Annotated in this window: 19 protein-coding genes; 10 read left to right on the top strand and 9 right to left on the bottom strand. The window is 41.9% G+C overall.

Features of this window, described 5'->3' with window-relative positions; all coding sequences use genetic code 11:
• Positions 1 to 7 precede the first annotated feature (7 nt).
• From CDC33_RS18625 to CDC33_RS18610, 4 genes are all read right to left on the bottom strand, one after another.
• Positions 8 to 559: an HdeD family acid-resistance protein gene (locus CDC33_RS18625; RefSeq protein WP_109009740.1), complete on the bottom strand. Its 552-nt coding sequence runs from the start codon at positions 557 to 559 to the stop codon at positions 8 to 10.
• A 167-nt stretch (positions 560 to 726) separates the two neighbouring features.
• Complete coding sequence (locus tag CDC33_RS18620) at positions 727 to 1,278, bottom strand: alpha/beta hydrolase (RefSeq protein ID WP_109009739.1); 552 nt, start codon at positions 1,276 to 1,278, stop codon at positions 727 to 729.
• 183 nt (positions 1,279 to 1,461) lie between these two features.
• Positions 1,462 to 1,653 carry a bromodomain-containing protein gene (locus CDC33_RS18615; protein ID WP_109009738.1) on the bottom strand — a complete coding sequence of 64 codons (192 nt, stop codon included), beginning with the start codon at positions 1,651 to 1,653 and terminating at the stop codon, positions 1,462 to 1,464.
• A 275-nt stretch (positions 1,654 to 1,928) separates the two neighbouring features.
• Positions 1,929 to 2,171 carry a hypothetical protein gene (locus CDC33_RS18610; RefSeq protein WP_109009737.1) on the bottom strand — a complete coding sequence of 81 codons (243 nt, stop codon included), beginning with the start codon at positions 2,169 to 2,171 and terminating at the stop codon, positions 1,929 to 1,931.
• A gap of 580 nt (positions 2,172 to 2,751) precedes the next feature.
• Between CDC33_RS18610 and CDC33_RS18605 the strand changes: the two genes are divergently transcribed.
• The 6 genes from CDC33_RS18605 (at position 2,752) to CDC33_RS18585 (ending at position 7,456) form a co-directional block, all read left to right on the top strand.
• Positions 2,752 to 3,213, top strand: a complete 462-nt coding sequence (locus CDC33_RS18605) for a pyridoxamine 5'-phosphate oxidase family protein (protein WP_109009736.1) — start codon at positions 2,752 to 2,754, stop codon at positions 3,211 to 3,213.
• A gap of 370 nt (positions 3,214 to 3,583) precedes the next feature.
• Positions 3,584 to 4,159, top strand: coding sequence for an aldo/keto reductase (locus tag CDC33_RS18600; protein WP_219930050.1), 576 nt, complete (start codon positions 3,584 to 3,586; stop codon positions 4,157 to 4,159).
• Positions 4,122 to 4,379, top strand: a complete 258-nt coding sequence (locus CDC33_RS39875; RefSeq protein ID WP_219930049.1) for a hypothetical protein — start codon at positions 4,122 to 4,124, stop codon at positions 4,377 to 4,379. The genes CDC33_RS18600 and CDC33_RS39875 overlap by 38 nt, the downstream gene beginning before the upstream one ends.
• 14 nt (positions 4,380 to 4,393) lie before the next feature.
• Positions 4,394 to 6,145 carry a thiamine pyrophosphate-dependent enzyme gene (locus CDC33_RS18595; protein WP_109009735.1) on the top strand — a complete coding sequence of 584 codons (1,752 nt, stop codon included), beginning with the start codon at positions 4,394 to 4,396 and terminating at the stop codon, positions 6,143 to 6,145.
• 179 nt (positions 6,146 to 6,324) lie between these two features.
• A complete protein-coding gene (locus tag CDC33_RS18590) occupies positions 6,325 to 6,528 on the top strand; it encodes a ChaB family protein (RefSeq protein WP_109009734.1) in 204 nt (67 codons plus the stop codon).
• A 394-nt stretch (positions 6,529 to 6,922) separates the two neighbouring features.
• Entirely contained in the window at positions 6,923 to 7,456 is a 534-nt protein-coding gene (locus CDC33_RS18585) for a hypothetical protein (RefSeq protein ID WP_109009733.1), read from the top strand.
• 62 nt (positions 7,457 to 7,518) lie between these two features.
• Here CDC33_RS18585 and CDC33_RS18580 read toward each other — a convergent pair whose 3' ends face one another.
• The 3 genes from CDC33_RS18580 to CDC33_RS18570 form a co-directional block, all read right to left on the bottom strand.
• Positions 7,519 to 8,778 (bottom strand): FAD-dependent oxidoreductase, encoded by a 1,260-nt coding sequence (locus tag CDC33_RS18580; protein WP_109009732.1) that lies wholly within the window; start codon positions 8,776 to 8,778, stop codon positions 7,519 to 7,521.
• A gap of 48 nt (positions 8,779 to 8,826) precedes the next feature.
• Entirely contained in the window at positions 8,827 to 10,389 is a 1,563-nt protein-coding gene (locus tag CDC33_RS18575; protein WP_109009731.1) for a phytoene desaturase family protein, read from the bottom strand.
• Positions 10,390 to 10,701: 312 nt separating this feature from the next.
• Positions 10,702 to 13,152, bottom strand: a complete 2,451-nt coding sequence (locus tag CDC33_RS18570; RefSeq protein WP_109009730.1) for a two-partner secretion domain-containing protein — start codon at positions 13,150 to 13,152, stop codon at positions 10,702 to 10,704.
• A 245-nt stretch (positions 13,153 to 13,397) separates the two neighbouring features.
• On the opposite strand from CDC33_RS18570, the gene CDC33_RS18565 reads away from it, so the two are divergent.
• The 3 genes from CDC33_RS18565 (at position 13,398) to CDC33_RS18555 (ending at position 18,655) form a co-directional block, all read left to right on the top strand.
• Positions 13,398 to 14,039: a glutathione S-transferase family protein gene (locus tag CDC33_RS18565; RefSeq protein WP_109009729.1), complete on the top strand. Its 642-nt coding sequence runs from the start codon at positions 13,398 to 13,400 to the stop codon at positions 14,037 to 14,039.
• A 121-nt stretch (positions 14,040 to 14,160) separates the two neighbouring features.
• Positions 14,161 to 15,486: a guanitoxin biosynthesis MATE family efflux transporter GntT gene (gene gntT / locus CDC33_RS18560; RefSeq protein WP_244919275.1), complete on the top strand. Its 1,326-nt coding sequence runs from the start codon at positions 14,161 to 14,163 to the stop codon at positions 15,484 to 15,486.
• Between the two features lie 403 nt (positions 15,487 to 15,889).
• Positions 15,890 to 18,655, top strand: coding sequence for a TIGR02921 family PEP-CTERM protein (locus CDC33_RS18555; RefSeq protein ID WP_109009727.1), 2,766 nt, complete (start codon positions 15,890 to 15,892; stop codon positions 18,653 to 18,655).
• A gap of 758 nt (positions 18,656 to 19,413) precedes the next feature.
• Here CDC33_RS18555 and CDC33_RS18545 read toward each other — a convergent pair.
• Together CDC33_RS18545 and CDC33_RS18540 are read right to left on the bottom strand one after the other, a co-directional pair.
• A complete protein-coding gene (locus CDC33_RS18545; protein ID WP_109009725.1) occupies positions 19,414 to 20,457 on the bottom strand; it encodes an NAD(P)/FAD-dependent oxidoreductase in 1,044 nt (347 codons plus the stop codon).
• On the bottom strand, positions 20,429 to 22,642 hold the full coding sequence (locus tag CDC33_RS18540) for a hypothetical protein (protein WP_109009724.1): 2,214 nt from the start codon (positions 22,640 to 22,642) through the stop codon (positions 20,429 to 20,431). The genes CDC33_RS18545 and CDC33_RS18540 overlap by 29 nt, the downstream gene beginning before the upstream one ends.
• A gap of 548 nt (positions 22,643 to 23,190) precedes the next feature.
• Here CDC33_RS18540 and CDC33_RS18535 point away from each other — a divergent pair.
• Positions 23,191 to 24,435 (top strand): cytochrome P450, encoded by a 1,245-nt coding sequence (locus tag CDC33_RS18535; RefSeq protein WP_109009723.1) that lies wholly within the window; start codon positions 23,191 to 23,193, stop codon positions 24,433 to 24,435.
• The last annotated feature ends 21 nt before the right edge of the window (positions 24,436 to 24,456 follow it).

The raw sequence follows: 24,456 nt of genomic DNA, 5'->3' as shown, positions 1-24,456 counted from the left end.
CCATCTCCTAAGTAGGATTCAAGCTAGAACGCCCATTCAATGACAGCATTACGCGGGAAACGCCAGTGAAAATAATGCTAACACCAACTAGTGTGCCAAGAAGCCAGGTCGCATTAAAGGGCCACTGGAACCAAATCATTGCGCCTAAGACTAGCGTAATAATGCCATCACCTAGTATCCACGTCCAATTCTCTTGGGGACGTAACTTAAATGCCAGAATTAACTCGAATGTACCTTCAGCTAGTAAAAAGCTGCCAAGCAACAGAGTTAGTGTGAGAATGCCTGTAGAAGGATAAACAAACAGCATTATACCGGTTGCAATATAAAGTCCGCTCAATAGAAGTTTCCAAATAAAACCTCCTTCGTGGCGGGTTTGAGTGGCATAAACTAGTTTTGTAAATCCGGCGAAAATCAAAATCACCGCAATCCAAGTTTCAGCAAATAAGGTCGAGAGACTAGGCGCTGCGATCGCAATAACCCCTAAAATACTTAGGATAACACCACTTATGAGTGACCCATTAACATCCTTCTTAATATCTCTAGAAACATCGCTTGTCATACAAATCTTTTCCCTCTTCTTAGACTAAACTCTACATTTAGGTTAGGGAATTTTTAGGTAACAGGGTATGAACCCTAAGATAGACTCATCAGTATTAACTTGATTGCGATCGTGACTAAAATTTATCACTATTGAGACACTAAACCAATCATCTGATGACGTAATCCTTATAAAAGTTCTGCAAGATTACTTAAGCGTTCATAAACAGCAATCAGACGATCACCTTCAAGTTCAACAGAAGTATTTGGATAATTCTGAATAGCTCCAAGCAGTGTAACTTCACCTTTTTGTTGAATAGATGTACTTAAAGCACTTCGCAACGCCTCCTGATTTAGTTGTCCTCCGGGAGGGTGAACTACTTCACCAATTTGATTAACCAGAACAGGCCCTGCCCAGCTAGACAATAAGTTATTTAAAAATGCAGCATCGGCTTTGATTGGGGCTTTAAGTGCCTTACGAGCTACTGCGGGGTCTTGTTGAGCCGCTTGTAAATAAGCTCTTAATGTCGGGGTAGTCTTGCCAGTTTCTGTAAACTGAGTTAATTCTTGAACAGATATTTGCCCCTGAAAAGCACCATACTTTAAAACAACTTGCTCGGCAGCATTAGCGTTAGTACTTGAGAGGAGAACAATAGCACTTACGCCTAAAGCTACTGTTTGAGTAAGTAAATTACCAAATTTATTATTGTTTAATCGATTGAAAAGTTGATAAATCTGCATTTTGTCTAACTTTCTAATGGTGAGAAGTGTACATAGGCATAAAATGCCCAAGCGTTAGATTATTTCACAAAATTCCTGCTACAGATAGATGTTAGGGACGTATAGCTATACGTCCCTATGGGCAATTTCTTCGTTGCCAAGATTTTTGGAAATGGTGTTATTAAGCCTTTTCGTTATGCGAAGCTAATGAGGTAGTATTGGCTTATCTTCGTCTAGGGTTGGTGCTGGTATACCCAAATGTTTTCTTGCAGATTCTTCAGCTAGCTTTCGGTCTTGCTCGTTATCGAACTGACTCTCATCTAACAAATGAGGGTTTTTTGCCGCTTCATCTCGGCTTGGTCGATAGCCATTTTTCCACTTGTACTTCAAGTCCATAATTTGAAAAGCAGATATACTGCAATTTGATTACCTTGTTGTTCATAGTAGGGGCTTAATCGAAGATGATACTCCTGCTATAGGTTGAAGAGACTCATTCAGAGGGTACAAATTTAACAGAATTTTTGAGTAAAAATACTCCAATGGATAGGGCTTGATAGATTAGCACACTGAAACAAGACATAAGTGGTTTGCAAGTATGATAAGTTTTAATTGTCAGGTATATTTGCTGATTACTTTATCAAAAAGCCTAATTGCTTTATCAAAATGCCTGTTTACTTTCTCAAAACACTTAAATGCTTTCTCAAGAGAAGCTTTTGCTTTATCAAAATGCCATTTGACTTATTCATTTTGGTATTTTCCGCAAGTAAAAGAAGCTTTTGCTTTCTCCAAATGCCATTTGACTTACTCATTTTGGTGTTTTCCGCAAGTAAAAGAAGCTTTTGCTTTCTCAAAATGCCATTTGACTTACTCATTTTAGTGTTTTCCGCAAGTAAAAGAAGCTTTTGCTTTCTCAAACCCCAGTTTGCTTACTCATTTTAGTGTTTTCCGCAAGTAAAAGAAGCTTTTGACTTTCTCCAAATGCTTTTTCAATAAATAAGTCGGCGAAAATAAATCAAACTACAAGATTGAACAAGACAGACAGGAGGAATACTGCCCGACGCTCGCGGACTTGCTCTAAGAGAAGCCATGCCGTAAAGCCTGCGGCATAGCTATGCTTAAGGCGCAGCCTTTAAAAGTTGGCTTTACGCTGCGCTATCAGCTTCTTGGCGCGACTAATCAGTGTGCATGGTTTAAGTCCCCCACCAACATCTCCAATTTGATGGGCTGGAAAAATTTATAAAATTTATGTCTAAAGAAATAAGCACACAATTCACCTTACTATGCCTAAGAGTTGTGTATGTACAGAACAGTCACTCTTAACCAATATATCTATAGATATAACTAAAAAAGCTAATTTTAGGATAACTCCATCTGTAGGCTCACGCAATTTAAACAAAAAAGGTTAATACTGAAAAGTAACTTTACCAGCATGAAATCTGATTGTAATCAAAAATTACAGTCTAGGAAAAGCAAATAGAGAAAAGAGTACAAACAATGGCAACTTCTACAGACCGCGATCAACAGATTCAAAAGCTGCACGAACTAATCAAAAATATTGATTATGGTATGTTTACCACAGTCGATGATGATGGCAGTTTGCATAGTTACCCCATGTCAAAAAGTGGTGAGATTAACTCTGAAGCCACACTCTGGTTCTTTACTTATGCTGGTTCACATAAGGTGACTGAAATTGAACACTATAAGCAGGTAAATATTAGTTTTTCGTCACCCGAACAGCAGCGATACGTTTCTATCTCAGGTTCAGCAGAACTCGTAAAAGACCGCAACAAGATGCGAGAGCTATGGAAGCCGGAACTTCAAACCTGGTTTCCTAAAGGACTGGACGAACCTGATATTGCTTTGCTTAAGGTGAATATTAACCAGGTTAATTATTGGGATAGTACATCGAGTTTCAAACCACAAACAATTAGTTTTTTGACATCATCACGGCTTTAATTGAAGAAGAATTCAGAAGTCAGAATTCAGGAGTCAGAATCAAGACGCTCGTTCCGACGCTCGTTCCTCGCTAACGCTAGGCTATCGCTATCGCTGGGGGATTCAAACCTATCACGCTCATTGAAAATTTAGTGAGAGTATTAAACCCTTTGATTCAGACGATCCTACGCCGCTAATGCTACGCTATCCGCTTTTTTACACAGAATTTAATTCTGAATTATGGCTACTGGCTTCTGAATTGTTTTTTGATAATTACTAATTCATAATTCGTAGTTTAAGTAAAAATTTAATTACTAATTATGAATTTTTTTCAAATATGTAATTGTTGGGTAAAATTGACAAAATAAGTATTTTTAATTACGATAAATCAATGGTAGAAAGAAATAATGATGAAGCTGCCCAAAAACATCTACCTTTAGAGGTAAAGCGGCGACATTTTTTAAAAGAAATAGGCTTTATTGGTGCAGGTACAGGGGCAATTTTTGCTGATCACATTCTCAATGCCAATCCCGAAGTAGAAGCGGCAGAGGTTCCAGCATCATCTACAACTCCAACCAACAGCACAAACACTGGTGAAATTCCTCTCCGTCCACTGGGAAAAACAGGGGTGAAAGTGTCAGCCATCGCACTTGGAGGTGCAACTTTAGGGCAAGCAAAAAGCAAGGAAGAGGCGATTCGCATCACCCACGAAGCTATTGACAATGGCATCACCTTCATGGATAACGCTTGGGAGTATAACAAGCATCGGAGTGAAGAGTGGATGGGAGAGGCGTTGCAAGGGCGACGAGACAAGGTTTTTTTGATGACTAAAGTTTGCACCCACGGACGCGATCGCAAAGTGGCCATGCAGCAACTTGAAGAATCTCTGCGTCGTGTAGTGACTCCCCAAGAAGCCATCGCGCTATGCCATGAGTTTACCGATCGCTACACTCGTCAGTGGTATTGATTCGCTGGAAGTACTGCGACAAAATTTAGCGATCGCCCGTGGTTTTCAACCGATGCAGGCAAAAGAAATGCAACCAAGCAGTTTGATGCCGATGAAGGCAGAATCCAACATGGCTTTCCACCTCAAAGCCAAGTGCCAACATGAGATGAGGGAAATGAGCGGACAAAGGGACAAGGGGACAAGTAAACCCAATGCCCCATGCCCCATATCCAAAATATAAGGAGAAACTTATTTATGGCGACAACTGCGGCTGAAGTTCTCATTGATACTATTTCCGACTGGGGTGTTGACACCATCTTTGGATTGCCTGGGGATGGCATAAACGGCATAATGGAAGCTTTGCGCCTGCGTCAAGATAAAATCCGTTTTATCCAAGTGCGGCATGAAGAAGCAGCAGCATTTATGGCTTGTGCCTATGCTAAATATACAGGTAAGTTGGGGGTTTGTCTTGCCACATCTGGGCCTGGTGGGCTGCATTTACTCAATGGTTTATATGATGCTAAACTTGATGGTCAACCAGTTTTAGCAATAACCGGACACCATTACCACGACCTGATCAACACCCACTCTCAGCAGGATGTTGATTTGGATAAGGTTTTTATGGATGTGACGGTTTACAATGCCCGTGTCATGGGGCCTACCCACGTCGAAAGTCTCGCAGACTTAGCTTGCCGTGCGGCGTTGAGCTACCGGGGTGTAGCACACATCAACTTCCCTATAGATTTTCAATCCCAAAATGCCCAGAAAAAGGGTTCGATGCGGAACGTCCCCCATCACACTTCTCATGTCTTTGCCCGTGGTGCGCGTCTACCAGTTGAGGATGATTTGCAACGTGCAGCAGAGATTCTCAATGCTGGTAAAAAAGTGGCAATCTTAGCAGGACGGGGAGCGTTAAAAGCGACTGATGAACTAGAACAACTTGCCGAAAAACTGGGCGCACCAATCGTTAAAGCATTACTAGGTAAAACATCCGTTCCCGATGACAGCCACTATACCACAGGCACAATTGGTTTAATTGGCACCAAGCCATCCCAAGATGTGATTGAAAATTGTGACACTCTGCTGATGGTTGGGACTTCTTTTCCATACATGGAGTATTTACCGAAACCCGGTCAAGCAAGAGGTGTGCAAATTGACATTGACCCATTTCGGATTGGTTTGCGCTACCCTGTTGAAGTTGGGCTGGTGGGGGATAGTCGCCGCACTTTGCAAGAACTGCTACCACTATTAAAACCTAATGCTGATCGCAGTTTTCTTGAACAAGCGCAGTCTAGCACGAAACAGTGGTGGCAATTAATGGAACAGCGCGGTACTAGGAACAATCAGCCGATGAAGCCGCAGGTGGTGGCTTGGGAGTTAGGCAAACGGCTATCTGATACAGCGATCCTCTCTGTTGATTCGGGTACGGTGACAGGTTGGTGGGCGCAGCAAATTCCAGCCAAACGCGGACAAATGCACTCAGTATCGGGAACATTAGCATCAATGGCCTGTGCATTACCTTATGCGATCGCAGCTCAAATAGCCTACCCCGATCGCCAATGTGTTGCTTTTGTTGGTGATGGCGGTTTCTCAATGCTGATGGCAGAGTTTGTTACCTGTGTGAAATATCGCTTACCCATCAAGATAGTGATTATCAAAAATGGCACATTGGGGCAGATTAAGTGGGAACAAATGGTATTTCTAGGCAATCCAGAGTATGGCTGTGAATTAGAATCAATCAACTTTGCAGCCTTTGCCCAAGCTTGTGGTGGTGTGGGGATGACAATTGAAGATCCAGCTGAATGCGGTGAAATTTTGGATCGGGCGCTTGCTACACCAGGGCCAGTAATTGTAGAAGCGATCGTTGACCCCTTGGAACCACCTTTACCTCCAAAAATCACCCTAGAACAAGCGACCAAGTTTGCCGAATCACTCGCTAAAGGCGAACCTAACCGCGAGAAAATTGCTCTGACAATCCTCTCAGATCAGGTACGACAGTTGATTTAAGCAGAAATTTGAAATTTAATCAATTAGGACTTACGCATCAAGTATGAAATGTACGGGCAATACCCTGCGGGAAGCCGCTTTGCGTCTACATCAATTGCCCCTACGAAAAATTAAATCTTTCACTGCCTTTTTGCGTAAGTCATATCAATATTACTCCATCAAGTAAGTAAACGAAATTTATGCCTTACCAAGAAATTGCAGACTTACCTGATTCAGTCAAAGAGCACTTACCCAAGCACGCCCAAGAAATTTTTCGGGCGGCATTTAACAATGCTCAAGAAGAATATGGTGAAGAAGAACGTGCTTTTCGTGTTGCTTGGAGCGCTGTGAAACGCGATTACGAAAAAGGCAACGATGGACAATGGCACAAAAAGCCAGAATAGCTCATACCATTCTGCATTTTAGATTGGCAAAGAGTTACATCGTATCCGATTAAAGACTTATCATTAAGACCGCAAGAGCAGGGAGAAAGAAGGTTTTCCGATTTTTGCACAGATGTGGTAACTTTCAATACTGCTTGGGTAAAGGATTTTTAACTCGGAATTGGCTTTCGGGAAAAGGTTACTAGGTTTAGGTTAAAGGTTTTTTCTTTCCCCTTTCCCCTTCCCTTTTCCCCAAAACCCAACAAGTATTGTGGTAACTTTAAGTAATTAGCAGGATATGATATTACTGGTAATTGTTTTTAGACCTTCATCTGTCGCAATCATTTTTCAAATTGATATCAGATTGTATTGAGCAGTTTTATTACTGCAAAAAAACTTTATTAAGTGAGGTCTTATGAATTACCTTGTTGCAGTTTTACCAGATCGAATACAAGCAGAAGCCGCCTACTCTGCTCTGGAAAAAGCAGGCTTGCCAACTTCACAAGTTAATATTTTGGGTGATGGTTATCTAAGTGCTGATGACTTTGGACTAATTGATCCAGACAAGCAAGCCCGCAAACAATCAAATCGGCTCTTGTGGTCGCTTGTAACCTTTGGATTTGTTGTAGGTTATGCCTTCAACCATTTCACAGAAGTTGAAATATTTCCCCAGTTTGCTCGATTTGGCAATGAATTTCTTGCTGGGATCTTAGGAGGTATAGGCGGTGTTTTGGGTGCTGGTTTAATCGGTCGAGGAGTCGGGTTAACAGCTAGTAGTGGCGATGCTTTACCTTATCGTAACCGTCTGAATGCTGGCAAATACTTAATTGCAGTTACCGGAAATGAGGATTTAATACGCGAAGCTACGCGCATACTGGGTCAATTTGAACCAGAAAATATTCAAGGCTATACAGATTATTCACAAAAGCGCAAACTTATGAGTAATTAAAAGGTGGAAGCGTCAAGTTTCTAAAAAAACTAATCTACATCGGGTTCAACCCCAAGCGATGTTTAACGATAAGCCGCTTCTCCACCAGAAATGGAGAGAGCCAAAGGTGAACCGATGAGTTGAGCAACTCGAAAGGCAGACGCGATCGCTCCTTCATGCAAGCCATCTCCAAGATAAGCTCCCGCATAGTAAGTATTGTTGTCTCCATTGGTAGCAACTACTTCATCTCGGTATTTAAAAGACTCAGTGGTGTACAACGGAGTGTAATGTTCTTGAGTGTGAATAATGCGAGCAGGATCAATTATCCTTTCTAGTTGAAACGATAAAAAATAATGCTGTGGCGATGAGATGCCGCAAAGCTGATTTAAGTAACTGTTATATCCCCATCGGCTATCTGTCTGAAAGAAATCAAATTCTGAGGGGTGGTGAATGTGATGATTATCATACATGGAAGTATCCGTATGAATTGTGGTGGTTGCATAATTGGCTTTCCAACCTGAGAAGCGTTTAAGTTCAGCATCGGTTGGGTCAGCTAACAGTGCTATCACTTGATCGGGTGGCGTGGCAAACACGACTTTATCAAACTCCTGGATTTCACCTGGCGATCGCTCGATTTTCACACAATCAGGGCTTCTGGAAATATTTGCAATCTTCACATTCAACAAAACTTCACCTTTAAATCGCTCCAAAATTTTTTCAATATAGCAATATACACCGCCTTTAATTCTGAGCCATTTGACTGAGAGGTAGTCGCGTAACATCGGAATTGCCATCTCTGCGGGAAAGTTATCAATGAGTTCAAACGGCATTGAGTAGCTATACATCGTCAGCAACTTTAGCCAGGTATTGCTTATACTTTGGTTATTCACATATCGAGACAGTGGCTGATCGTAATAATCTTCCATCTGGGCAGATCGCGTTTTTAGCCATAATCCAAGGGAACGGGCATGGAGGCTATCGAACCGCAGATGTTCAATGAAGCGTTGAATGCCTGTATAGTTGTTCTCAATCGTGACCTTCGAGAAAAAGGGATTGCCATCCTTGAGGAATAAAGCTGAACCGACACGGATGGGTTCTAGTTCCACCCCTAGCTCTTGCATAAGAGCCACAAAGTTGTGAAATACGGTAGGAAATTCTAACACTCCACTTTCCAACATTTCATTGCAATCAGATTGGGTAGGCTGAACATTCTTGTTGAGTGTCCGAATATGTCCCCCCAACATCGGCTGTCGTTCAAACACAGTGACATGATGCCCTTGTTTATCAAGCAGGTAAGCTGTAGCCATACCACTGCCTCCACCACCGATAACTGCTATTCTCATAACTGACCTCTCAGTTGTTGAATATGATTAATATGTGTGGTTGTCTGTTTAGCTATTGCCTAAAAGTACGTCACCAGATAATCTTTGATACAGCAATGCCCCAGTCCAGAATGTAGGAGCAAAGCCCGGATAGCCTGATGAAGCATTGCAGAAATAGAAATGGTTGAGTGAGGTTTCGTGATTTAAACGTCCCAGACCCATATTGCGCGGTGTGAGACTAGAACCGTAAGAATTCCCGTTAGGACACCAACAAAAACGTTCATTGGTGGTGGGGCTGCCCGTGATATGAAAAACTAAATGCTTTCTAAAGTTCGGCACATATTCTTTTTCTACAACATCTAAGATAGAGTCAAAGATTTCTTGCTTTTTCTGGTTGTAGGCTTTGCGATCGGCTTTGCCGTCCCGACGGGAATCGCTCTGCCGCAATTGTTTAAAGTAGTTGTAATTAGCAACGGTAAGGAATTCGACAATCTGGCAATCTTCTGGACAATCCCGACTTGCTTGTGTCAATAAACTGGGCGTTGTGATGGCAAAGCTGGGGTTGGAAAAATCATTGTGTTCATACATCTGAGCAAAGGCTTCATTCAAATCCTGATGACCAGTGTGGAAAAGATTCCACTCGCCAAATCCATAGTTTCGGAGGTCAAGGTCTTTGACGACGCAATAAGCCATGTAGTTAGATGCAGAATACTCATAGTTGAGTTTTCGGCGCACGGTTTTAGAGAAGTTTGACTCACCAATCATTTTGGCGGCTTTTTTGGGGTCAATGTTGCAAATCACAGTGTCGCCTGTAAATTCATGAGTTTGATGGGTAGTTAGATCCATCGCCTCAACTCCGGTGATTGTGCGATCTGTTAGTCTAAAATTTGTGACTTCATGGTTGAGCAATACCTCCCCTCCATTTGATTCAATCACTTTGACTAAGGAATTGATTACATGCTCAAAATGCTGGGTTGGGTAAAATGCACCGGCTTGATAACCCTTGAACAAAGCGACCCAGGCATAAAACGAGAGTTGATTCGGAGGTAGCAGAAAATCAGGCCATTGCAGAGCCAATAGGGTTTGGGCGGCTTGGGGTAGCTGAAACTTGTCGAATACATCCTGAAGTGTGCTGTTGAGATATTGCACCGTACAAACCACTTCACTCGTATGTTTGAGCAGTTCAATTGGCTTAACTGGAGGAGCGAGTCTTTTCAAACCTGCGCTCGTTTTTTCAACATCGTTAACAAATTGGCGAATGCGATCGCTATATGCAGGAAACAACCTTGATAATCGCTGGATTAGTTCTTCCGGTTCCGAAGGAATATCTAATGCATATCCTGGCATTCGCATGTGGTCAAAGCCATCCGGGTCGTACCGTTCAAAAGTCACTTCCCGATCCAAGCCCAGTTTCTTGAGTACCCGATTGACCGTTTGTCCTTCACCGCAATCCCAAACATAATGGAATTGGGCATTAAATGTATATTTTCTAGCCATCGTAAATGTGTGACCAAAGCCACCTGGATGCTCATGGGCTTCCAGGATTTGCACGGTCTTGCCAGAGTTTGCCATTAAAGCGCCAAAGACTAATGCTGATAAACCGCTACCGACAATGAGATAATCCGGTTTCATAGTATGATCCCTCGCTCGACGAGATATTCACAATTCGTCCGCTCTTTATGCTAATAGCCGTATTTCAAACAGGATGCGATTAAATTATGGCGATCGCATGTAGTTAATTCTTTAATACCACTTTAGAAGACGTTGATGCTTAAGTTCTCTTTCATCAGGAATAAACACTAGTTCATCAATAGGTGAACTTATAATAAAAAACATTGTGATGCCGCGATCTTCGGCATGAATTCCTCTTGATGCTGCCCGGAATTAGAGTAACTTCAGTAGAGACAAACGTACCGGAAATTTGGGGTTGCATTCCTAGAGCAACTAATTCTTCACAAGTGCAGCACAAGTTAACTGGGGTTGTATATTTGCGGGAGATTGTGTTGCAATTAATTCAACTTTGCCATTAGCGTTACGATGCCAGGAAGTAGCTTGGATAAGTATCTCTGGAGAGGGAGGAATTTGGGCTGTCACCTCACGAGTTTTGCGGTATGCTGAGATATCGCGGGTGTCAGACCAAGTGCGATCGCTCATTACTTGTTGATTTGGATTTTGCGGCACACCACCCCGACCCGTTGCGACAAAGCGGTTGCCTTGATTGCCCGCGCAACCTGTGACAATTTGCTGAGATGGATCGGTGACATTTGCTGGTAATTCGACTAAACCCGAATTTGGATCAACGCCAATGGTATTGACTTGAACCGTGCCGCTAACCCCAAATTGGGAACTGGCAGTGATGTCATTCTCTGGTGTCAGTTGGGGACGAAACTTTAGTCCGAAAAGCCCTTGTGTAGTGATTTGGATATTGCCCCCCCGACCTTTGACGGCATTAGCAATAATGTCACTATTTTCTAAACCTACAATGTTTGGAGCGTTGAGCGTGATATTACCACCATCACCTGCTTCCTTAGCTTCAACAGAAATTTTGCTGTTACCCCGCATTAATAACAGTTGTTGAGCATTGAGAACCAAGCTTCCTCCGTTTCCAGATTGTGTAGTTGCCGAAATTGTCCCGCGATTAGTCAGGAGAATCGAGTCAGCATAAACCTCGAAATTACCTGCATTGCCCGTACCCTCATTTTTCACCCCGATGTCACCTCGATCCATAACGCGCAATTGAGGCGTTATCAGGATTACCCCTCCCGCATTACCAGTGGGAAATTCCGGTAGCCCATAAGTTGCGCGGGTGACAGGATCAAGGCGTAGTGCATTAGAGCCAATTCTACTACTTAACATAGTATTTGGTGATGTACCGCTCACCTCGATAAAGTCTGAAGCCAAAATCTTTACATTGCCAGCATTTCCGATTGCGCCAGTCGAGGAGGTAACTAAACTTCCAGCTTGCACTTTTAATCGTGCAGTTGTGATGGTTAGATTTCCAGCATTTCCACTTCCTACTGTTGATGACGCCACAACGGTAGGGAGAAATGTGATGTTATTAATTCCAGAAACATTTATCGAGTCTGAGGCATCAATTTGGACATTACCACCATTACCAGTTCTAAGAGTAGTTGACCCAATGGTAGCGCCGTTAGCAACTGTAAGTTTTTGAGTTGAAAGGGTAACGTTTCCTCCCTTTCCAGAACCAGTCGAGCTTGTCAGAATCGATGTCATTACTGAAGGATTGACAGGATTAAATCCATTGGCTGAGATCGACTCGGCAGCGTTTACTATGATATTCCCACCCTGCCCCGAACTCAAGTTTTGAGATTTGATTTGCGCTCCATCCCGCAGCAATAGTTGTCCAGTTGAGATGGTAATGTCTCCAGCCTGCCCTATTCCGGTTGTGTAGCTTCCTAATTGGCTGCTTCTAGTTCCTGTTGGGTTTGTTCCTGCGAGGGTGAACGACCCAGTGGTATTAATTGTAATCCGATTCGATGAAAAGACACCTTGATTTTGACTGATAACAGCCGAACCTTCTAAAAAGCTGATATCTCTACCCTGCATTTGAATAATACTATTGCCAAACCCAAAGCCAGATACTTGTGCCTGTTGAGTCAACTGGATATCGCCCAGTCCCTCAGTATTAGAATAATCAAATGTCCACCCTTGGCTTGTGGGAGTTAGGCCAACTTGTCCTGACTGGACACTACCAAGTTGGATCGAGCCATTTACGGTTTTGAGAACGCCACCTGCTAAATCAATTCCATTTCCCAGCAAAGCAAGGGTCTTACCTGAACTTAGCTGCAAACCTAGCGGAGTTTGGGGGATGCTATTAATCGAGTTTTGTACTGCGATAGCGCCTGAGTTTTGCCCAAACTGTAAGCCAACTGGTACATTGATTGTCAACAGGGGTGCTACTGTAGTATTGGTAGCATTAAACTCCACCCCATCAGCAAATTTAATGCTATTTGCAGTTGTACCAACAAACGAGCCACCAATATTCAGTTGGGCATTGGGGCCAAAGACAATACCACTAGGATTAAGCAAAAATAAGCTAACCGGGTTGTTGTTGTTAATGGTTTGAATCACGCCATCAATGTGAGAAATACTACCTCCTGTAACCCGACTGAATATTGAGGATATATTAGGCGTGTTGATTAAATCAAAGATGGCTGAAGTACCGGTGGGAACAGTAAACTGCTGGAAACTGTGAAAGAGGTTACTGTTTGCAGCACTACCGTTAGTGATAGTGAAATTATTACCAGATTGGGAAACAGTGGTGTTGACAGTGCCATCTGCGCTGACTTGAGCGTTGGCAAAGCCGCACCAAAAGAGCATCCCACCTGTCAAAATTACATTAGCCAAATTCCAGCAAACAGAGACAGCTTTCATCGCTCAGTTCCCATCAATATATATATCAATAGGTTTCCCTAAATAGGATTGTGTATTAACAGTTTTAGTATCTTAGTGTAATTCTGTAAAAACAGAACTTGCCGCAGATATTGCGTTTACCTTACCTTGATCGGTTTGTGCTTGCGATCGCATTGTGGGAGAATGGGCCGCTAGATACCGCCGAGTAAAAAAATGCAGTCCCAATCCCGTCGGGAAAATCCTACTAAGAAAAAATAAGAGAAGTAATGAAGCTATATTACATCCCCACAACAAGAGCGGTACGCCCAAGGTGGCTTTTAGAAGAAATGGAAATTGCTTATGACTTAGTTCGAGTCAATATGAGCATGACCAAACAACCAGAATATAAAGAACTACATCCACACAGCAAAGTACCAGTTTTAGTAGATGGATCAGTGACAATTTTTGAGTCTGCTGCAATTTGTGCTTATCTTGCAGACAAATATATCGGTCTGGGATTTGCTCCACTGCCAGATAGCCCTGAGCGTGCTTATTATCATCAGTGGCTATTTTATGCGGCAGTTACCTTAGAACCACCTGTTGAGCATTATATGTTTAATGTTTTGCCAAATCTGCCAGAAAAACTGCTGCCGGGCTTTGTGAGGTTGGAAACTTCAAAACAAGAATCCCGACAATGGTTTGACAGAGTTGCTGAACCTCTTAGAGAAGTATTGGTTGGCAGAAATTATTTAGTAGCTAATAGGCTAACGGCTGCTGATATTATCACCGGAGGAGTTTTGCTTTGGGCTAAAAAGTTAGGAATGCTCTTAGATGATGATCCCCTCAGTGAATATATCAATGGCTTGATGCAGCGGCCTGCTTTTATACGTGCTGATGAAGATTTTTATGCCAAGATAGCTACAATGTAAAACTGTTCTGGCTTGCTTTAGAGAGCAAAAGAGAATCCTCGGAGGTTGGTTAGGAAATTAATAGTTAGTGTTGTTATTTATAAATTAGAATTTCTAGCAGGGGTCAAGGAATTTAGTAATTTTGTCTAGCTTTGCTCAACGTTCAGTATTCATCCGCCACTTTCTAAAACTTGCCTCTGTAAATGTTCTTTCAAATCTAATGGTTCCCTTGGCAGGACTAATAGATGTAATATTTTTAGGGCATTTAACGGAGATTCGTCATTTAGCAGGTGTGGCACTAGCAACAATTTTATTCAATTATATTTATTGGACATTCGGTTTCTTACGCATGGGTACAACTGGAATGGTTGCCCAGGCGATCGGGCGTAAAGATAACCAATCGGCAGTAATAATTGGTTTACAGCATGGAATTTTAGCACTGATATTAGGACTCACCATCCTGATATTTCAACAACCTTTACAAATATTTGGGTTTGCGATTCTCAGTGCTACACCAGAAGTTAAAAGTTCTGGTGTTGATTTCTATAATGCCTTAGTATGGGGTGCCCCAGCAACACTGATTAACTTTGTCTTAATTGGTTGGTTTCTTGGACAAGCACAAAGTAGTAAAGTGTTGTTGCTTTCAGCTATTAGTAATTGTGCAAATGTACTACTTGATTATCTATTTATTGTTCAGTGGGGATGGGCAAGTAGAGGAGCTGGGTTAGCGACAGCCACTAGTCAATATCTCATGCTAATGGTAGGGATTTTGCTATATTGTCAAACAATTTCATTTAAACAAATACAAGCTTTAATTGGGGAACTATTTGACCTATCTGCTTTAAAATCAGCTTTCATGCTGAATGGAGAAATTATTATTCGGACTTTCGCTTTAATTTCGACAATGGCAATGTTTAGCAACCTCAGTTCTATGTTAGGAACTGAAATTCTGGCGGCCAATACCCTGCTGATGCAAGTGGTGAGCTTGGCAGCATATTTCATTGATGGCTTGGCATTCGCTACTGAGAGCTTGGCTGGAATTTTTCAAGGTAGTGGAAATATTACTTCTTTAAAACAACTGTTGCAAACTTCTGTAATCAGTAGCTTGGTTATAGGATTAATGTTTGCTACTGCATTTATTTTTGCCCCAGAATCATTGTTAAGATTGCTGACCAATCATACTGAAATTATTAATAATTTACGCTCTTATATTCCTTGGTTGTTACCAGTTTTAGGTTTTGGCTCAGTCGCTTATGCGCTAGACGGTTATTTTCTAGGGTTGACTCAAGGTTATATACTTCGCCAAGCTATGCTTACAGCTACTGTAATCGGTTTTATTCCATCAGCAATTACAGCTTGGTATTTTCATAATAGTCATTTACTATGGCTATCAATGTCTTTATTTATGGCAGCAAGAACAATAACTTTGGCATTGTACGTACCAAAATCATTTTGTAAAAGACAGTAAGTTGATTGACAAGGATTGAGGTGTAGAGGTAGCCCTTCCTAGACATTAGATGCGTTGGGTAAGGAAATCTGGGGATAGAGCAGCGATCGCTTCGCTCTAAAAGCGGAGCATAGAATCCTAAGATTGCCAACAGCCCTCTGATGTGAGCTATTGGAGTCAGAAGTGGCATACTTGGTGTTAAAGTGCCAAGATTTCATTATCTAAGCAAATTGTTAAAAAACCCAGTATTGAGGGAAAACTTAAAATAAGGAACTATGAACTAAGCTAATCGTCATTCATTTTTCCAGGCTGATTCGCTTGTAGTAAGCGGCTCTAGCCCTGGTGTTATGCAACTTAAATGCTCATTAGCTTATCAAGGCTGGAATATGGGTGCAGGAATATCAACGTTAGGAGGAGTAAAGGTGTGAAATGGTTTTGGGATATAAGTTTTTATGGAATTTTTTGGCTTTGGAACCTAACATTTTTAATGTTAGTTTACGTGGGGATATTGCCATACGTAGGTGTGCCATTATTTCAGGCAACCTTAACAGGTGATATTCCAACTGAATTTTCCTTGACTCTAGTTACTTTAATTGCCATTCCCACAATTTGCAGTATTATTGGTGGCTGGAGGTTTATTAAACAACCTTTACAGCTAATTCGCCTATTTTATGGTGTAGAAGCACCACTATTTGTGTTGTGTTTGTTGCGGTTATTTGTGATTCGAGAACTGACATCAGCTAGTAGCCAAATTCTGATAACAACGGGCGTATGTATCGCTGCTTTTACTGGAGAATTATTTTGGGGTTATGCTTCCCGGCGCAAAAGTAGTTTGCAATGGATACAAATGTTAGCCCATACATTAATGCTGATATTTGGTATTTATGCAGGTGCAGTGTTGTTATTTTATGCCTTGCCTTTAGCGGTATTTCTGTTGCAAGCATTCATCAAGTTTGCATGGGTACAGCCATTATGGGATGTACTATATCACTCAGCTTTTGTGGGGGGTTTATTACTACTTCTAACTTGGCTAGCTATTCTTGGTTTTAGTGCCACATTGTTTATTGCAATGCCATCGGTGTTAACAGCAATGTATGTACATTCAGGAGCAAAAATTTTAAGAGTTTTTGCTTCAGAACATGGTAAAAATAAAACATTTGCTGGCGTTGGTGCAGTTTTTGTGGCGTTTGCAGTTACTTTTGTATCTTTACAACAACAACCCCAAGTATTAGCTTTTTCACTCTTAGCTAATACACCTAAAAATGATAGCGATCGCCAAACACTCGTAGCCAAGTCAGAACAAATCCGTACAGGATTAGTTAACGCTTATTTATCTTCTTACCGCTACCTTAGCAGCAAGCAAGAAAATAACCACATCAGGGCTATGTATGAGCATGTATTAGGCTTAGATAAATCGGCTGCTGATGGATTGCAAGCAACTTATAACTTTCTGATGTCGCCATTTTTATATAATGGTTCTGACAAAGATCCTGCTAAGGCAGAGAAACTTTACGCCGATTTTTTTGATACACCTCTACAAAAAGCAGAAAAAACAGCAGTTAGTCACGCAGTACAATCTACTTTTAACGAACAAGAAGTTAAAGCAGGTTTATTAAATATTAACGAAAAAAAGGTTTTATTGGTATCACAACAAGTCACAGTTAAAGAACATGGTGATTGGGCTGATGTGGAATTATACGAAGTTTATAAAAACCAAACACCAGAAGTTCAGGAAGTTTTTTATTCCTTTTCTTTACCAGAAAGCGCTGTAATTACTGGCTTATACTTAGGAGATACTAATAAATTAGACCAACGTTTCCGTTTTGTTGTCTCTCCTCGTGGTGCTGCCCAGAAAGTTTATAATTCTCAAGTTAGACGTTCACGACCTATAGATCCCGCTTTGTTGGAACAAGTAGGGCCGAGACATTATCGCTTACGGGCTTTTCCTATTCCTCCTAAGAATGTACAACAAATAGTAGGGCAACCACCACTTCCCACAGAAATGCACCTATGGTTAACTTACAAAGTTCTAGGGCAAGACTTGGGTTGGGAAATGCCCGATTTAGGGGAAAGACGTAATATATTCTGGACTAATCAAACCAAGCGTATCCGTAACGGTAAAGAAATCGGTTTGAAAGACGATGCTTGGTTAGAAAAATTCATCCCCGCGAGTGGAAAAATTCAGCCTGTATCACATGAAGTAAATTTAGAAGAAGGCTACAAAATATTAGCTAAACCCCTATCTCGTCAAGATTACACCTTACCCAAACACCAACGAATTGCTGTAGTTCTCGATACTTCTCGCAGCATGGGGGAACATCTTAAAGAATTGGCGCAAACATTATCATGGTTGAAAAAACACGGCTTTTCAGATAATGATTTGACAAACAACGATGCAGATTTATATCTTAGTGTTTCTCCAGGCGCTGTACCCAAACGGTTAGATGATCTCCAGCAATTTCAACCGGAAAAAGTCACTTTTTACGGCACAATTCAACCCCAAGAAATGCTGACACAGTTTAATAATTTGCGTGGAGATACAGCTTATGATGTCGTTTTGCTATTGAGTGATGAAGGTAGTTATGAATTGTCGAAGAACGATAAAACCGTTCCCGATACGCCTGCACCTTTGTGGATGATACATCTAGGTGGATTACCTGGGGCTTATAACGATGGCATCATTAAATCATTACAAGATAGTGGTGGTGGAGTTGGTGTTGATATTTCTGAAGTGCTGCAACGAATTGCTACCAAATCAGCTTTAAGTAATGTTGTAAGTGTTGTTAATGGTTATGCTTGGTATCTGCAAACATTAGACACAGCAATTGCAACCAGCAATCAACAAGATGATTTATTGCCCTTAGCAGCCAGACAATTAATTTTAGGGTTGAGTAAAAAAATTAAGTTAGACAATCTCAAAACTTTAGATGCGATTCATGCCGTAGCTAAAAAATACAAGATTGTCAGCCCTTATTCTTCGATGTTGGTATTAGTCAACGATGAACAAAGACAGTTACTCAAAGCAGCAGAAGCCCAAAGCGATCGCTTTGACCGGAAAGTTGAGAATGGTAAGGAAAATCTCTCTAAACCCATTAATCCCCTGAAAGTTAGCGTCCCTGAAGCGTCAGGAGGATGGCTTTTAGGTGTGAGTGCGATCGCTCTATTCATCCTTGTCAAACGTCGGCGTTAATTAATTACTCACCGTTCTCGATTAGATAACGAAATCATCTCACTGGATAAATATAAGGCAGGAATACGCCGTAGAACTGCGTGAAATTCACCATTAGACCTCTTGCAAACGTGCTTTTTGCACTCTTGGGGAAAAGGGTAATGGTTTTAGGGGAAGGAGACAATGCAGAACTTTTTCCCCTTCCCTCTTCCTCTTTTCGCGACTTATGCAAAAAGTCTATTGTACAAAATAACTATCTTGTGCATCAACCTAAATACGTTGTTTCGGGCTTTTATCAATCACCTTTGATTGAGTGCGTAGGCGTAGCCCGCCGCAGGCATCGCTAAAATCTCATTGAAAATAGGACTTACGCAAACTCTACGATTCTTGGCGTTCTTGGCGTCTTGGCGGTTCGAGAAATTAAGCTTTTTAGCGCTTTTTGCGTAAGTCCTAGAAAAATCTAGCTATCAGCCTTGAAAAATCTACCTGTTATTTTGGCTTTTCTGTCAATGCGTAAGTTCTAAGTTAAATAAAAATAAAAGTAAATCTCGGCGTATTTTAGTCATTCCATCTAAATTGTTAGATGAAAATAAATACCCCAAAAGTGTGAAATTGCAAATATTTAGTAGTAAATAATTCGCGTACTTTTATAGTTGTAACCTAGTACTAACACCATAATTGCTTTTGTGAAAGTATAAAAACTTTTCTCAGGTAGATTGTAAATTCATCCTTGTGGAAGAGAACTATTTGTTTTAATAGTGCTTTTGCTTTCTATTTGGTTAGATCCAAACGGGAGGATTAGGCAACTTAGCAATTAGGCTACTTAAGTTTTTCACATCGTGTTGAAACCAGTTATGAATCCATAAACAGTAATGGTCAATAGCTTGTTGTTCTGGAAGATTACCTAAAAGTTCTGATACGATCGCATGGCTAACCCAAATACCAGACATAATTGCTTTGAGAACGCCATGACTAGATGTCGGGTCAAGTACCATTGCTGCATCCCCAACCAGAAAGTAACCATATCCAGCTGGTTGTGAAACGATTCGCCAGGTGACATTAGCGGCCCGCATTGCTTGATAAATCTTTAACCCAAGGAATTCATTGGGTAGCCAGTCTTTGGCAATTTTCTGCTCCACAAATGATAAGCGCGTCCATTGATAAAGTTGCGTTCGCACTTTTGCAGTCCACGTCCAACCAGAAGAATCAGCAGCGATCGCTGGGGCATGATCTCGCGTTGGGCATTCTCCTGTTACATAACCATAATAGGCAATCAAACGCGGGGAGTGATAAGAGATTTCTAAGCCTAATTGTTGAGCCAGCCAATGATGACCTCCGCCAGCATCAATGATTTTAGCTGTCCGAAAAGTTCCAAGGGATGTCTCAACACCAATTACTCTGCACCCATCCATCACTAAACGGGAAGCGTGGCAAGGTTGTATAACTTTAACACCGAGCGCTCTTGCCCGATTGAGCAAAATTGTATCAAAATCGGCTCTCCAGGCTTGAAATCCGAACCATGCTCCCGAATCATCTTCGCCAAAGGGGACAAACTCGTTCTCGGCTGACCACTGCACCCAGTTTCCCTTGTGGCGAAGAAAGCCAGCTGCTAATACTGGCTCAAGTACTCCTAACTGCTTAAGTAGTGGTTCAACACCAGGGTGTAATGTTTCACCAGGGTGTGTACGAGGAAATGGCTTCGACTCAATTAGGACAACTTTTAGCCCTAGTTGGGCGCAGCTAATAGCAGTAGCACAACCTGCCGGGCCACCCCCAACTACAAGCACATCACAATTAGACACGTCTTCTAGACCAGGTTCCATTAGAGCGTTTTAACAAAATATTGACTGGTGTAACAAACAACGTCACAGTTTCTTCGATTTCAACCAAGCGTTTTCGAGAATCTTCTGGGTCTAAAAATGAATCTCCATAACGATAAATCTCAAACCGATGAATATTTCCACCAAGCCTAGTTTGTGTTTGAGTTTGTGCCTGTTGTAATTCGGAATTGTTAGGTTCTACTGGTTGGAATGAAAACACGCTCCATTTTCCCCTATCTTCAGGTCTAATCCTTAAGACTTGGTAAACATTCGCCATTGCCAACACTCTGGCTTCGTATTCACGCACATCAACCTTAGCCGTCAACGAGAGCGAAAACTTATTCTGCAAAGAACTCTCTACATAATCTGCATGAGCAAAATCTGAATATTCTATCAACTCTTGGCCATTCCTGGTGACGCGTCGAGGCCCAGAGATTCCATCCCACGGTAAATTGCCAACCTGGCCAATTTCTGCGTCTGTCAGTGGGCTGACGGTAGGCCATCTGAAATTTGGCTGAAACGTCCGGGCTGCATCAGGAGCTACTGCGGGCCAAAATGTACTAAGTGCAGCACAAAGTTTGGAGTCCTCTGGAAAAGGACTGCCTAAGCCGTAGCTTGCTAGGTGTTCCACTTCGTTCGTGCGATCAAAACTCACATCCCAACCAGGAGCAAACACTCCAGCCGCCACATCTGGAAGATATCCTTGTCGGATTGTTGGGGAACCATTCAATGGCATTTGTCGCACTGAACCTTGACGGGGTAAAGAGACAATTGCAGTTACAGTTTTATCTTCTGGTCGAAAATCAACATCTTCTAATTGCAAATTGGGAGCAAAGCGATTGTCAGATAATGTTTCCGGGGAAATTCGCCAGAGATTCTGTCTGAGTCTGCTAGGTACTGATTGCTCTGTCCATTCTAATAGCTCTCGCTGGTCGCAACTGGGGAAAAAATCTGGTGCTGTTACCAGAGAATAAGCTGGTACGTTGCGAGGAATTGCCACCGCTAGCTCTGGACATATTGCTTCAATCGACCCATCGCCTGTAAAGTCAAGGTAGTGTTGAGCATCATAGCCGCCTGCTTGCACAAGCGCTTCCACATCTTTTTGGTCGTTGAGATTTTCTTGTTGACCATTGGGCAATATTTTATGGCGGACATGAACATACTCTGGAGCGTGTCTTGCTCGTGTCGTTTTATCCGCAGGAATTTCTAGGCTAGAAGATAAGGTTGGACTATTCGGTGGAACTTTAAAGGTGAGCAGCTTTCCTTGATAAGTAGCTGCTTCAATGAGATTTGGGTGAACAACTGGAACTAAAAGCCCTGTGCCAAACTCAGACGCTGTTGTAAATTCAGCAATGCCTTCTGTAAAAATAAATGGCGGGTTACTAATGTCTGGTTCATCCCAGCCTGTGTTTTTTAATGCTAAATGAATCCGCCGCAGTTTTTGATTGACATGATGAGCTTTCATTGCCACTTGTAAGTCAAAACCACGAATGCATTCTGTACCGTTGAATAACTTGTGGAGCGGAACCCAGAATAGTCTGGTATCATCCCTATCCTGAAAACGCAACGGGCCGAAGGCATCTTGATTACCAGTGCGTTGAACTGCAATATATGCAGAATAACGGGCTGGCAAGACGCGAAAAGTTTCTTTTAAATCACCTTCTACGGCTGGGAGAAATCCGCGCAGTTTATCATTATATAACGCTTTTGCGGTTCCGACTCGTGCCACACCTGTGCGCGAAAAACAGAGTGAAGCGTGCTGACGGTGGACAGTTTCCGAAGCCGGGCGATATTCACAAGCAAACACAGCGATCGCTAACGGTTGTCTTGGAGCCAGAACTTGCAAATCTTGCAAAGAAGGAGGCTGCACTCCATAAACAAAATTTTCAATAATTTCGAGTTCCGCTAGGGTAGGATAGGCGCTAAGATTGGCACTTACAACATTGGGTGAAGCCAAGGCATGAAACAGCAAACTCCGAGATGGATTTCCTGCTTCTATTCCTCGTTTCCCTTCAAAGGCAAAATCTTCAAACCCTACTATCTCACGATTGATCGCTGGTAGTTCTTTAGTTAATTCCTGCTGGAGGTTTGTTGCTGTGATATCTAGCCCTTGCTGGAGTAGCAAGTCTCGCCAGCCAACAGAGGCTAGGCGATCGCAAACCTGTTTAACTTCATCAATCAGAGCCATAACTTATATCCTCAATTCTATAGAATGCTTTTACAATTACTAGTTGAAGTTTGCATAACGGCACTCCCCCGATTACAATTGCGTTTGACAATTGGGGCAGGCAAGCTTTATCAAATAGGAGTGATTATATCTACCTCCACTAAGGATGGTGGCGATTCCAAATAACTAGTGCTATAGGACTTACGCACACTCTACGAATTCTTGGCGCTCTTGGCGTCTTGGCGGTTCGAGAAATTAAGCTTTTTAGCAATTTTTGCGTAAGTCCTATGCTACTTTCTGGTGTTGAAAGCTCACCACCTACAACTTTCTCCCATAAATAGTTACAGAATAACAAAGAGATGATAAGTAAAGTTAATAATAAAATTTACTTGATGAATTTTATATCCATTATTTACTCAAAATCCCTTTTTGCACAGATCCGCCAATCATAACTAATCAGGCGGACATCATACTAATTCCTCAAAAATGAGCCAACGGTAAGTAAGTTGTTAAGATGATGTTGATTCATTTTGACTCAAACCAAACCATCGCTAACGAGCATTAGAACCATGAAGCATCTGTCAGATTACAACTTCTTTGACCCAGAAGTGCTTGTATGCCCTTATGAATTCTACAAGCTAGCACAAGAGCAAGCACCAATTATGGAGCTACCAAGTCCCAGAACGGAAGCAAAACTGTTTCTTGTTACTCGCTATGACTTAGTGATCGAAATTCTTAAGGATACCAGAGTATTCTCTAGCAATTTTTCTACTTTACTGGCTGGCAAAGAAGAACAGGATGATGAGTTGCAGAAAATTTTGGATCAAGGCTGGCCTCAGATGAACACCCTACTCACGGCAGATCCACCAGAACACGAGCGATTTCGCTCGTTGGTAAACAAGGCATTCACTTCGGCGCGTATCAATAAAATGCGTGACTTGATTGAGCAGATTGTTGATGAACTCATTGACAGTTTTATTGCTCAGAGGAAGTGTGAATTCGTCAGTGAGTTTGCCGTACCTTTACCGCTCAAAGTTATTGCTCAACAGTTAGGTGTGCCGCAAACACATCTGCCGAAGTTGAAGCAATGGTCTGATGCTTTTATTGCGCGTTTAGGTAACACACTTTCTAGAGAGCAGCAGATCGAGTGTGCTGAAGATGTTGTCGCTTTTCAGCATTATTTTCGTGATGTCATAGAGTCACGCCAAAAACAGCCTCAAGATGATTTGATTACTGACTTAGTACAGGCAAAAGTGGATGGAGAGCGATCGCTCGATACTGCTGAACTGCTGAGTATAATTCAGCAAATATTAGTAGCAGGCAATGAGACTGTCACTAATGCGCTTGCAGGTGGGATGTTGTTGCTGACAAACAATAAAGAGCAGATGAAGTTGGTACAAACAGATATTTCCCTGTTAGAAAACTTTGTTGAAGAAGTTTTACGAATGGAAAGTCCGACAGCAGGAATGTGGCGAGTTGTGACGCAAGATACAAAACTAAGAGACGTTGAGCTCAAAGCTGGGTCTTTAGTTATGATCCGCTTCGATGCTGCTAACCGCGACTCTATAAAATTTATTGAGGGTCAACATTTCAATGTGCGTCGCCATAATGCCAGCAACCACCTAGCTTTTGGTCATGGCATTCATTTTTGTTTGGGCGCTATGCTTGCTCGTAAGGAAATGCAGATCGCATATCAGCGTTTGCTATTACGGCTGAAAGACATTCGCTTGGCACAAGAAGGATACCAATACTTACCCAACGTACTCATGCGGACACTGAAGCACCTCTATATTGAGTTCGATAAGGTAGCATGAAATCTGCCTGACCACAACCAA

The organism is Nostoc commune NIES-4072, assembly GCF_003113895.1.
Lineage (GTDB): Bacteria > Cyanobacteriota > Cyanobacteriia > Cyanobacteriales > Nostocaceae > Nostoc > Nostoc commune.
This window is presented reverse-complemented; position numbering and strand designations above follow the sequence as displayed.

Excerpts from the sequence above, each read along its gene's own strand:
- CDC33_RS18625 (WP_109009740.1), bottom strand. The coding sequence starts at position 559 with ATGACAAGCGATGTTTCTAGAGATATTAAGAAGGATGTTAATGGGTCA.
- CDC33_RS18620 (WP_109009739.1), bottom strand. The coding sequence starts at position 1,278 with ATGCAGATTTATCAACTTTTCAATCGATTAAACAATAATAAATTTGGT.
- CDC33_RS18615 (WP_109009738.1), bottom strand. The coding sequence starts at position 1,653 with ATGGACTTGAAGTACAAGTGGAAAAATGGCTATCGACCAAGCCGAGAT.
- CDC33_RS18605 (WP_109009736.1), top strand. The coding sequence starts at position 2,752 with ATGGCAACTTCTACAGACCGCGATCAACAGATTCAAAAGCTGCACGAA.
- CDC33_RS18600 (WP_219930050.1), top strand. The coding sequence starts at position 3,584 with ATGGTAGAAAGAAATAATGATGAAGCTGCCCAAAAACATCTACCTTTA.
- CDC33_RS39875 (WP_219930049.1), top strand. The coding sequence starts at position 4,122 with ATGAGTTTACCGATCGCTACACTCGTCAGTGGTATTGATTCGCTGGAA.
- CDC33_RS18595 (WP_109009735.1), top strand. The coding sequence starts at position 4,394 with ATGGCGACAACTGCGGCTGAAGTTCTCATTGATACTATTTCCGACTGG.
- CDC33_RS18590 (WP_109009734.1), top strand. The coding sequence starts at position 6,325 with ATGCCTTACCAAGAAATTGCAGACTTACCTGATTCAGTCAAAGAGCAC.
- CDC33_RS18585 (WP_109009733.1), top strand. The coding sequence starts at position 6,923 with ATGAATTACCTTGTTGCAGTTTTACCAGATCGAATACAAGCAGAAGCC.
- CDC33_RS18580 (WP_109009732.1), bottom strand. The coding sequence starts at position 8,778 with ATGAGAATAGCAGTTATCGGTGGTGGAGGCAGTGGTATGGCTACAGCT.
- CDC33_RS18575 (WP_109009731.1), bottom strand. The coding sequence starts at position 10,389 with ATGAAACCGGATTATCTCATTGTCGGTAGCGGTTTATCAGCATTAGTC.
- CDC33_RS18570 (WP_109009730.1), bottom strand. The coding sequence starts at position 13,152 with ATGAAAGCTGTCTCTGTTTGCTGGAATTTGGCTAATGTAATTTTGACA.
- CDC33_RS18565 (WP_109009729.1), top strand. The coding sequence starts at position 13,398 with ATGAAGCTATATTACATCCCCACAACAAGAGCGGTACGCCCAAGGTGG.
- CDC33_RS18545 (WP_109009725.1), bottom strand. The coding sequence starts at position 20,457 with ATGGAACCTGGTCTAGAAGACGTGTCTAATTGTGATGTGCTTGTAGTT.
- CDC33_RS18540 (WP_109009724.1), bottom strand. The coding sequence starts at position 22,642 with ATGGCTCTGATTGATGAAGTTAAACAGGTTTGCGATCGCCTAGCCTCT.
- CDC33_RS18535 (WP_109009723.1), top strand. The coding sequence starts at position 23,191 with ATGAAGCATCTGTCAGATTACAACTTCTTTGACCCAGAAGTGCTTGTA.